General features: G+C 37.8%; 8 protein-coding genes and 1 tRNA gene. 6 read left to right on the top strand and 3 right to left on the bottom strand.

Going from position 1 to position 11,546, the window contains the following annotated elements:
- Window positions 1-136 precede the first annotated feature (136 nt).
- The 6 genes from VB797_RS09260 to ftsH2 all read left to right on the top strand — a co-directional run bounded on the left by VB797_RS09260 (window position 137) and on the right by ftsH2 (window position 8,502).
- Complete coding sequence (locus VB797_RS09260; protein WP_323237380.1) at window positions 137-1,315, top strand: esterase-like activity of phytase family protein; 1,179 nt, start codon at window positions 137-139, stop codon at window positions 1,313-1,315.
- Window positions 1,316-1,717: 402 nt separating this feature from the next.
- Window positions 1,718-3,325, top strand: coding sequence for a serine/threonine-protein kinase (locus tag VB797_RS09255; RefSeq protein ID WP_323237379.1), 1,608 nt, complete (start codon window positions 1,718-1,720; stop codon window positions 3,323-3,325).
- 128 nt (window positions 3,326-3,453) lie between these two features.
- Window positions 3,454-3,527, top strand: a tRNA-Asp gene (locus VB797_RS09250).
- Window positions 3,528-3,874: 347 nt separating this feature from the next.
- Window positions 3,875-5,323 (top strand): glutamate--tRNA ligase, encoded by a 1,449-nt coding sequence (gene gltX, locus VB797_RS09245; protein WP_323237378.1) that lies wholly within the window; start codon window positions 3,875-3,877, stop codon window positions 5,321-5,323.
- A gap of 469 nt (window positions 5,324-5,792) precedes the next feature.
- Window positions 5,793-6,290 (top strand): hypothetical protein, encoded by a 498-nt coding sequence (locus VB797_RS09240; protein ID WP_323237377.1) that lies wholly within the window; start codon window positions 5,793-5,795, stop codon window positions 6,288-6,290.
- A gap of 325 nt (window positions 6,291-6,615) precedes the next feature.
- Window positions 6,616-8,502: an ATP-dependent zinc metalloprotease FtsH2 gene (gene ftsH2, locus VB797_RS09235; protein ID WP_323237376.1), complete on the top strand. Its 1,887-nt coding sequence runs from the start codon at window positions 6,616-6,618 to the stop codon at window positions 8,500-8,502.
- A gap of 86 nt (window positions 8,503-8,588) precedes the next feature.
- Here ftsH2 and VB797_RS09230 read toward each other — a convergent pair whose 3' ends face one another.
- From VB797_RS09230 to VB797_RS09220, 3 genes are all read right to left on the bottom strand, one after another.
- Entirely contained in the window at window positions 8,589-9,032 is a 444-nt protein-coding gene (locus VB797_RS09230) for an AAA-like domain-containing protein (protein ID WP_323237375.1), read from the bottom strand.
- A complete protein-coding gene (locus VB797_RS09225) occupies window positions 9,016-9,906 on the bottom strand; it encodes an AAA-like domain-containing protein (RefSeq protein ID WP_323237374.1) in 891 nt (296 codons plus the stop codon). The genes VB797_RS09230 and VB797_RS09225 overlap by 17 nt, the downstream gene beginning before the upstream one ends.
- Before the next feature lie 438 nt (window positions 9,907-10,344).
- The gene (locus tag VB797_RS09220; RefSeq protein ID WP_323237373.1) at window positions 10,345-11,274 is read right to left on the bottom strand and encodes an amino acid ABC transporter substrate-binding protein; all 930 of its coding nucleotides are present in this window, start codon (window positions 11,272-11,274) and stop codon (window positions 10,345-10,347) included.
- Window positions 11,275-11,546: the final 272 nt, after the last annotated feature.

Raw genomic sequence — 11,546 nt, 5'->3', positions numbered from 1 at the left:
CAAAGGTCAAAGGTTAAAGGTCAAAGGTTAAAGGTTAAAATTCTTTTTATCTCCCCATCCCCCCATCCCCTTGTCCCCCCATCCCTTTCCTGTGATATCGTATTTGTGGCTTTTACTTTCTTAACAATAGTTTGCTGTGAGAATTAGAAAATTATTTAAGTTACCCCTAATTATTATTTTCTTTGTCACAATTTTGATTACCGGGTTTGTTTTCAGCAACTTCAGAACTTCTGCTGTTGAAGTAACGGGTATAAAATTCATCGGAGAAGCAACTTTACCGACTGGTACAAACTTTAAAAATACTGAATTAGGAGGGTTATCGGGAATAACTTATGATGGTAAAAACCAACTTTATTATGCGATATCCGATGACCGCTCTCAAAAATCACCTGCGAGATTTTATACTTTTAATATCGATCTTAATCTAGATTCGTTTCAAAGTAACAGTATTAAACCTATTGCGGTAACAACTTTAAAAGATCGAAGTGGTAAAACATTTCCTGCTGGAACTATAGACCCAGAAGGAATTGCTTTAACTAATAATTCATCAATCTATGTATCATCTGAAGGTGATGCTCTTGCAGGGATAAATCCATTTATCAAAGAGTTTTCGCTTAATTCAGGACAAGAAATTTCTAGTTTGACCATACCCGATAAATATTTACCGTCTCAAGATAAAAAGCAGGGTATTCGCAACAACTTGGCTTTTGAGAGTCTCGCGATCGCACCTGATAACAAGCATTTATTTACAGCTACAGAAAATGCACTTATCCAGGATGGTGAAGAAGCTAAACCTAATCAGGGAAGCTTGTCTAGAATCTTGCAATATAACCTAATTACTAAACAAGTAGAAAAAGAATTTCTTTACTCTACCGAAAAAGTCAAACCATTTTTCAAACTTAATGGTAAATTTTCTAGCGGTTTAACCGATTTAATCGCACTCGATAATCAAGGACATTTTTTAAGTATAGAAAGAACTTTTACAGGTTTCGGTTTTGTAAATTCATTATTTAAAGTATCTTTAGAGAATGCTGACGATATTCAGAATATCGAGAGTTTGAAAAAAGTTGATTTGAACACAATTAAACCTGTAAAGAAAAAACTTTTATTAAACTTAGGAACCTTAGAAGTTGCATTAGATAACACCGAAGGTTTAACTATGGGTGCAACTTTACCAAACGGACAACCCTCATTAATTTTAGTTAGCGACAATAACTTTAACAACCTGCAACGTACTCAATTTTTAGCATTCCAACTCAAGATAGAATCACGACTTGAAAGACTCTTACGTTTAATTCGCGATCGCGTTTCCTAAGCATAAACTCCTGCTTCCTCTCCTTCTCTTGCTCCGTATATTTCCTCTTATATCTTCAAAATAGCAATTTAGTTAGATAAAATCTAGCTCATCTGACACTAATTTTATACTTATCTAGATTGCTTGCAATCAAAAGCTTTCAGCGATAAATGCCAGGATTTACAGCATCGCGATCGCAGTATATCCACTGAGAATATTTACCAAACTCCACGTAGGGGCAAAAACTGTTTCCGTAAAATTTCTCATAGGCATCTTTAGTTGCTTGTGTTACATAATGTTTAGTGTGTTTCCTGTAAATCTCGGTATACTTGGTTAAAACTTTATATGTATTAATAAAAATTGATTGTTAGTAGTAAATGCCGATTTTCTCCCAAACCTGAAAATGTATTAATTCATTGATTTATGTTGCAACAAGAAGTCAATAAAATGTTAACTCAAAAACATAAAACAGAATTAGATGCTTATATTGGAAAATTCTTAAATCATCGCTATTTAATCAGAGACTTAATTGGTAAAGGGGGAGGAGGTAAAGTATATTTAGCAGAAGATTGTACCAACGCTGGAATACCAGTAGCAGTAAAAGTTCTATCGCTAAACTTGGATAATCAAACAATATCTCAACGCTTTGCTAGAGAAATTTTTATTAGCTCTCAATTAGGACGTAAAAGTAAACATATTGTCCGTATATTAGGTTACGGCATTACTGATGATAAAATTCCATTTTACGTAATGGAATATCTTCAAGGGAAAAATTTATTAGAATTGATCGACAATCAACCTTTAAGATTAGATAACTTTTTTGATATAGCTCGTCAAATTTGTTTGGGTTTACAATGTGCTTATCAAGGTGTGAATGTTAAAGGGAAAAATTTCCCGGTTGTTCACCGAAATATCAAACCAGAAAATATTTTTATTACTCAAGATGAAAAAAAAGGAATAACAGTCAAAATATTAGATTTTGGTGTTGCCAGATTCTTAAAAGAAAGGGCTGGAGCAACACTTTCTAAATCATTTATGGGTAGTTTACCTTATTCCGCTCCAGAACATATGGAAGGACGCAAACTATTAGATATACGCTCCGATATTTATAGTTTGGGAATCATTATGTATCAGATGCTGTGTGGAAAGCATCCATTTGAGCTAAAAAGTAACTCCTTCGGTGAGTGGTATCAAGCCCACCGTTTTGAAATCCCGCTTTCATTAAATGAAATTATCAACGAGGCTGATATACCTCTTGATTTAGAAAAATTAGTAATGGGTTGTTTAGCCAAAGAAATTAAAAATCGACCCCAAGATATTACCGAAATATTAGATAAACTAGAATTAATTCAACGTCAAACCCACGACTCTATCGAAGAAGATGATAAATTACCTCAAAAATCATCGGTAGATTTAACACCAACAACATTAATTTCCAAACATATTTGTTTACAAAAAAAATGGCCCGGTAATAAGCCTATAGCACCAATTGCTTTTCCTCACTTATTATATACAGTGCAAGGTAAAATACCGACATTTTGGGCAATGTTACCCCAAGCAGAAATTTTGCTTTTTTTAGATAAAAAAAATACTACAGAATTCATTCAAAAAATTAATCTTTACCCGATGATTATGTGGGTAACAGTTCTACACGAACCAAATTCATCTTTAACGCGCTGGCTATCTTACTTCTTAGATATTAAAGATAAACAAGGAGAAAGAATAGTTAGACACTTAGCAGAAAAAGGCTACTATCACCTACTACTTTTTGCATTAGAAGAACCAACCAAATGCGCTCATGTGACGACAATCACAATTTTACCCCACCAACGCGAACAATTATTAACTTGGTTAGAAACGAGTCATCATTCTAAAAGCTTGATCTCATCCAATCAAAGTAAAACCATTCTCAAAGCACAGTACGAAAAAACCAAGCCGAAAATTCTGCAAAAATTATTAGCAGATCCGCAAAAGAAAACAAATATAAAGCGCTGGTTCTCTAATTTTTTCAGTAACTTATTTAAAAGTTAATTGCGGATTAGGCATTTGTCCCCTTGTCTTCTTGTCTCCATCCCTTTCACTCTCCTCCCAAAATAAATTCAAGTAGCCCCTTGACAAACCGCCATAGAAGAGGGATACTTAGAAAGTTGCAAATGCATGGGACCGTAGTTCAATTGGTTAGAGCACCGCCCTGTCACGGCGGAAGTTGCGGGTTCGAGCCCCGTCGGTCCCGTTCTAATCCAGAAATGTTTAGGTTAAATAAGTTAATCAATATTTAACTTGAGTAATTATTGCAGATAGTGAATCTGCATCACAGAAAATTAGCCTTTACTTTTTTAAAATTGTAAAGGTTTAAATTTGTCTAAGTAAATTGGCTCCAAAGCCTCACCCCTACTGGCTACTCTCTATCCCCTACTCCCTTATCCTAATTACAATTTTCAACGTCAACCTATTTAGCTATTGCAATTATTCATTAGATAAATCAAAATCAACGATCGCGACACTCACAATAATCGGGTAAATCTCAACGGATAGTTACCTTAAAATTGCAAGTGGTAAAATCTTAAATAATTTAACTGTATGACTTTCAGAGTGCGTATTGCTCCCAGCCCAACTGGGAATTTACATATTGGTACGGCAAGAACTGCTGTATTTAACTGGTTATTTGCTCGTCATCATGACGGTAAATTTATTTTACGAATCGAAGATACTGACACAGAGCGATCGCGTCCCGAATATACCGAGAATATTCTCGAAGGATTGCGTTGGTTGGGGTTGGATTGGGATGAAGGCCCATTTTTTCAAACTAAGCGCTTGTCTATGTACGAAGAAGCAGTGCAAAGTTTACTAGATAAAGGATTGGCTTATCGGTGTTACACCACCTCTGAAGAGTTGGAAGCGCTGCGGGAATCTCAAAAAGCCAAAAATCAAGCACCTCGTTACGATAACCGTCATCGTAACTTGACACCAGAACAAGAAGCGGAATTTAAAGCCGCAGGACGTAGCTGTGTAATTCGTTTCAAAATTGAAGACGGTCGCGAAATTACTTGGAACGACTTGGTAAGGGGAGAGATGACTTGGCAAGGTCGCGACTTGGGGGGTGATATGGTTATCGCTCGTGCTGCTGAAGATAGTATCGGTCAGCCGCTGTATAACTTTGCTGTGGTGGTAGATGACATGGATATGCAAATTACCCATGTGATTCGCGGAGAAGACCATATTGCGAATACTGCCAAACAAATTTTACTGTATGAAGCATTTGGTGCCAAAGTTCCAGAATTTGCTCATACTCCTTTGATTTTGAACGAGGAAGGACGTAAACTTTCCAAACGAGATGGTGTTACCTCAATTTCTGACTTTCAGAAAATGGGTTTTACCCCGGAAGGCTTGGTTAACTATATGACCTTGTTGGGATGGTCGTCTCCGGATTCTACTCAAGAAATATTTACCTTAGAAGAAGCTGCAAAGAGCTTTGATTTCGATCGCGTTAATAAAGCCGGTGCGAAGTTTGATTGGGCGAAACTAGACTGGATTAACAGTCAGTATATTCACAGTATGCCGGTAGATAAACTTACCGATATGCTGATACCTTTTTGGTCAGAAGCCGGGTATAAATTTACCGAGACCAAAGAACGCGCTTGGATTGAACAACTAGTAGCTTTACTTCAACCCGGTTTAGCCCGTTTAACCGAAGCCGTAGACATTGCCAAAATGTTTTCCACCGAAACAGTAGAATTTGATTCCGAAGCTTTAGAGCAACTGCAAAAAGAACAAGTGAAAAGCTCACTTCAAGCAGTTGTTGCGGCTTTAGATAATCAACAGCTAAGCCAAATTAATGAGTCGAATGCCAAAGACATAGTAAAACAAGTAGTTAAAGAGCAAAACATCAAAAAAGGTTTATTAATGCGGAGTTTGCGAGCTGCTTTAACCGGAGAAATGAACGGTCCGGATCTGATTGAATCCTGGGTACTGTTGAGTCAAAACGGCTCAGACAAGCTGCGTTTACAAAAGGCGATCGACGCTAGCTAATGAAAGTAAGGAGCAGGGAGCAGAGGGGAAAATCATTTTGGGTAATTACAATACACCCAGTACAACTAATGGGACAGACCACTAGTACAACAAGGCAAAAGTCAAAAGTCAAAAGAAAGAAAGCTTGTTTTATAGGCTTTTGTGCCATTTGAAATGGTAGCTTTATTTCCGCCGTCTTGTACTAGTTAAAATTCCATAAATAAAATCATTAGAATCCCGTGGCTTAAACCAAAGTCTGGAATAACTAACTAGGGGCGCATTTTATGCGTCCTTATTTATTCTGTGCAAAGGGAGATTCGAGTGAGTATAATTCTTAATTCGCAAAAGCAATAATTATGAATTATTAAAATTTAATATTTTTACCGTGTAATATTAGTTTCCCACAGGATAGTTAATTACTCTGAGTTATAGGGAACCGTATGTGTAAATTTAATGTCATTCCAAACACTTAGGAAGAAATGTAATCAAAATGTCTATTAAATTCATAAGTCAAGCAATAAAGCTATCATTTGTATTCTTATCCTTAGCAGCAGCATCCGGAATAAGTACTATAGTTAGCGCTCAAGAAGCGTCTGTACCTATCTTTGGGGATATAACCATCGGGCATCCTTTATCAAAAGACCCCCTAACAGTTCGCGGAATGAGCGGTGGTAGCATACCAGCAAAAGAAATTTCACAAAGAGCAGATACGCCTACAGGAGCCTGTACGGGGTACGTGGATAAAGAACCAGACCACACCCTACGGTTAAAAAGTAAATTCGATTATATGAAACTAGTAATAGAAAGTCCTGAAGATACAACTTTAATTATTAAAGGTCCAGGTGGTATGTGGTGTAACGACGAATTTGAAGGTAAAAACCCCGGTATCGTCGGCGAATGGCTCAACGGAGACTACCAAGTTTGGATCGGTTCCTATAAAAAAGAACAGTATCTTCCCTACACTTTGAAGATTACCGAAATTAAGTAATTAGTTGGGCATTGGGCATTGGGCATTGTGCATGGGGAATAGTTAGGAGTTGAGAGTTAATAGTTTAAATTTCCCCTTGTCCCCCTATCCCCTTGTCCCCTTGTCCCCCTATCCCCCCATCTCCTGGTAAAAAGTCTTAAAATTAAGTTACATTTAATTAAGAATAATAATAATTTCTTGGCAAATGTCTTATAGCTCAATAAGGCTCATAAGGCAAGTCATACAAGAGATGAAAGTTAAAAAAGTGGGGATTTATATACATCCTTTTCACGTAACTTATGTTAACGGGGTGATGCATCCCATTGGTATCTAGAGGCAAATTAAAATGAAATTCTCTTGGAGAGTCCTGGTTCTTTGGACCTTACCTGCTTTAGTGATCGGCTTTTTCTTTTGGCAGGGAGCGTTCGCCAATACTCCTGCTGATATGGGTAAAAATACAGCTAATACCCGGATGACTTATGGTCGTTTTCTGGAATACTTGGATGCCGACCGAGTGACTATGGTTGATTTATATGAAGGTGGTCGAACGGCGATTGTAGAAGCTGTCGATCCAGCCTTGGAAAACCGGGTTCAGCGCGTGCGGGTGGATTTACCTGTTAACGCTCCAGAGTTGATTAGCAAGCTCAAAGAAAAAAATATCAGTTTTGATGCCCATCCTGCAAGAAATGATGGAGCTATCTGGGGACTGTTAGGCAATTTAATTTTCCCAATCTTATTGATTAGCGGACTGTTTCTTTTGTTCCGTCGTTCAAGCAATCTTCCTGGTGGCCCCGGTCAAGCTATGAATTTTGGTAAATCCAGAGCGCGTTTTCAAATGGAAGCGAAAACCGGAGTTATGTTTGATGATGTAGCTGGGATTGAAGAAGCGAAAGAAGAACTCGGTGAAGTTGTTACTTTCCTTAAGCAGCCTGAAAAGTTTACCGCTGTCGGCGCACGTATTCCTAAAGGTGTATTGTTAGTAGGACCTCCGGGAACTGGTAAAACTTTACTCGCAAAAGCGATCGCTGGAGAAGCGGGGGTTCCTTTCTTTAGTATTTCTGGTTCCGAGTTCGTGGAAATGTTTGTGGGTGTAGGTGCTTCCCGCGTCCGCGATTTGTTCAAGAAAGCTAAAGATAACGCTCCTTGTATCATCTTTATTGATGAAATTGACGCTGTAGGTAGACAGCGCGGTGCGGGTATCGGTGGTGGTAACGATGAGCGGGAACAAACCCTCAACCAGTTGCTGACCGAGATGGATGGTTTTGAAGGTAACACTGGCATTATCATTATTGCTGCTACCAACCGTCCTGACGTACTAGACGCAGCGTTGTTACGTCCCGGACGCTTTGACAGACAGGTGATGGTTGATGCACCTGATATCAAAGGACGTTTGGAAATTCTGCAAGTCCACGCACGTAACAAGAAATTAGATAAAGGTGTATCCTTAGAAGCGATCGCTCGTCGGACTCCTGGCTTTACAGGTGCTGATTTGGCGAATTTGCTCAATGAAGCAGCAATTCTCACTGCCAGACGACGCAAAGAAGGTATTACCCTTACAGAAGTTGATGACGCTGTAGACCGGGTAGTTGCTGGTATGGAAGGTACACCTTTGGTAGACAGCAAGAGCAAGCGTTTGATTGCTTACCATGAAGTCGGACACGCTTTGATCGGAACTTTGGTTAAAGACCACGACCCAGTACAAAAAGTTACCTTAATTCCTCGCGGACAGGCACAGGGTTTAACTTGGTTTACTCCTAGTGAAGACCAAGGGTTAATTAGCCGTTCTCAGTTGAAAGCAAGAATTACTGGTGCTTTGGGCGGTCGTGCTGCTGAAGCTGTAATTTTTGGTAGAGATGAAATTACCACTGGTGCCGGAAATGACCTGCAACAGGTAACTGGTATGGCACGACAAATGGTAACGCGATTTGGGATGTCCGATTTAGGACCTCTATCATTAGAAAGTCAGCAAGGAGAAGTGTTCCTTGGGCGCGACTGGACGACACGTTCGGAATATTCCGAATCAATTGCCGCTCGGATCGATTCTCAAGTTCGCGTTATTGTTGAAAAGTGTTATGAGAACGCGCTACAAATGATGCGCGACCATCGCAGCTTGATGGATAGATTAGTTGATTTATTAATTGAAAAAGAAACCATTGATGGTGAAGAATTCCGTCAAATTGTGGCTGAATATGCTGAAGTACCAGAAAAACCACAATACGTTCCAACTCTGTAATATTTCGTAATTAATTTTCTCAAATTTGAGAAGTTTTTTGAAAGTAGAAGAGTTGAGGGGATGCGATAATATCGCGTCCTTTTTTTTTATGAAACAATATCATTTAAATATTTAGAAAAGTACGGACGATATAGTTCTCTACTAAGGATTGCACCATCAGGAGTGAATTTAACTAATCCCATACTTTCTAATTTATAAGCAACTATCGGTGGAAGATTTACGCTTTGTCTTGCTGTGAGTATTGTAGAGAATTGTGCTGCTAAATCCGGATTTTTTTGCAAATCATCTAATTTTTCTCGCAGATAATCCTGATAAATTCCTACTTCTGTACTTGCTTGTTCTAATAACTGCTCTAAACTTAGTTCTTGCTGGCTTAAATGGTAAAGTGCAATATTAATTAAAGTCGGTTGTCCCCCGACTATTTTCATTAGTTTTTGAGCTTGTCCTTGCTGCAAATCTAGCCCATAACGTGCTGCTAATTCCTCTATCTGTTCTTGAGTAAATTCAGGTAAATTACATTGGTAATCCAATATTAAATGGTGAATGATTCAAGTTTAAAGGAACATAAATATCAGTTGAATAATCTACAACTAAGCGCAATTTTTGCCAAATGAAATTATAATGAGCATTTTCATGCCAAGAACGTAATAACGGTAAGAATTCCTCAGCGAGTTGCGGATATTCAAAAACGCGATTGAGTTCGTTAAATGATAAAACTAAAGGGTTATGAATAACTTCTAATATATAAGTTTGAAAATAGAGAGTACAGCTTAATTTACTACCAATTTCTTCATCCCAACATTCATCAAGTTGGGGTTCAATATCTAAACTTCTGGAAACAATACTGCACAACCAGCGTAAAAAAACGTTTACATTTAAAAATTTATCACCATCTACTAAGTTTAAATCTAGATCTACTGTAAGATAACCCAATGATCTCGCATAATCTAACAATCTGTACTTTAAAGAAGTTTTGCCCATTCCTTTAGGGGCTTTGATGCGAATTATACAGCCAGGACGGGGAATTTCTCGTTCAATTAATTCCTCAATCGGGGGACGGTAAATATATAATTTGGAGTATAGCGGTAAAGGTCTACTGGGATATTCGATATTTTCATTTTCAAATTTTTCTACTTCAAAGACGTTGTAATCCGATTCAATTAACTCCAAATCGAAAGCGCTAAAGCAAAGTTTTAGCGATCGCGAATCTACTGCCGTTTTTAAAGACCATAATCGCGATAGTGTATTAGTGGAAACTCCGATACGACGGCTTAGTTCTTCCTGAGTAAAACGCACACCATCATTTTCCTGAATCTGGGCTGATTTTATCGCAGTTTGCAGCCGTTTTAATCCGCTTGCGGTCAGTATTATACCTCGTCTTCGCTTCTGCTTCCCTGCTTCCATTTTGGTAAATACAAAGAGCGTTTGTACGAAAAATCTTATCGTACTTAACTACGAATTTGCTGCTTTGCACTATTAGATTTGCGAATAATTGTATATTCTGTTAAATAACGCAACAGCCTTATATATTAAGTTTCACGCCGTATTACTCGTTTATGCTGGCGCAGAGAACCTAACTTGCCTTATAAATATTTCAAGTAATTTATTAACTGGCTTAACTGCCATTGAATGCAACTATTTGTCTATGCAAAAATGAAGATTCAATCAAATACCCAATTTACTAGCAAACTGAGTAGTTCTTCTTCCCTGGAAGACTATCCATGTGTTCAGTGTGTTCCCTATATACCGCCAGTTTACCTCATGTAAATTGGCGGTATAATAATATATTAAGGTGGCACTGGAACTATATTCAATACTTCATTAGGAATAAATTGATCGGTTTTAACGAATATCTTGGTGGGAATCAATAACTATACGCATAGTTTCCACTGCTAGTTCTCGTAAATCGCGATTTAAAGGAATTGCTCCCCTCGGCCCAAACCAGCGGTCGAATATAGTTACGTATCGACTTTCATTATTTACAAATCCCTGCATAAAACCGTAGAAGGTAAAATTTACCGTATCAAGAAAATCAGAATTGTTTTCAGGTACCATGCAGGCAATACCTTCTCTAGAGTAGGGATGATCTGGCACAACTTTAAAATTATTTAATCTATTCAAACTGTTCAAATTTTGTTTGCTGCCCAACCATGCTTCTAAAAGAATACCATCATCAGCAAACCCATCGATTTTTCCTTGCTGCAAAGCAGTATATGCTTGCGCTCTATCTTTGAGATATATTAGTTTTGCTTGTGGCTGTACCTGCTTAATCGCATTTTCATTTGTGGTTTTTGCTAAAACGCCGATCCGCTTACTAATTAACGATTGAGGAGTACCTAAGTTACTTGCTTTCTTAACTAATAGTTTAGTACCAGTTGCACCGTAGCTAAAAGAAAAATCAACACTGCGATCGCGTTCCCACGTAAAGCTGCTAGCATCGCAAACAATATCAACTTTTCGGTTAACTATATTCGCAATACGTTCTGCTGGGCTGAGTGCGACTAATTCAAGTTGGACTTTTTTACCCAATTCTTTTTCTAGCTGCTGCTGAACTAGGTTAAGCATATCCACCGAATAACCAATTAATTGCCCTTGATTATCTTTATAGGCAAATGGAAAAGCATCTTTACTCGTTCCTGCACTCAGTACACCCGTGCGCTTTACTTTTTGCATCACGGTTTCTGCTGAAGCAACACCAGGTATGGCTGCTGTTAATAATAAACTTAAAGTTGCGATCGCAACACCATAGCTAAACGTAAGTTTCTTAAGCATCTTTACTCTTCGTACCATCAGATTTATTTTTAAATTTCTACGTAGGTTAAAAATACAGTAATTACGCTGTCCGATTACACGTTAAGATGATACAAGTCACAATTTTTTATATTTTCTAATCAATTAAATAAAGTAAACTACGGCGTAACAATTTTCAGCAGTTATCAAAAATTATGGCTCATTTGTACTTAGTATGCTAGAAGAATAATAAAAATAGGGAATTGGGAATTGGGAATAAAATTTAGTATTTACTATTAATTTCAAGTTATACA

Origin of the sequence: Rivularia sp. UHCC 0363, from assembly GCF_034931125.1 — a bacterium.
Classification (GTDB): Bacteria; Cyanobacteriota; Cyanobacteriia; order Cyanobacteriales; family Nostocaceae; genus Rivularia.
The sequence above is the reverse complement of the archived record's forward strand: the minus strand, read 5'-3'. Positions and strand labels throughout refer to the sequence as shown.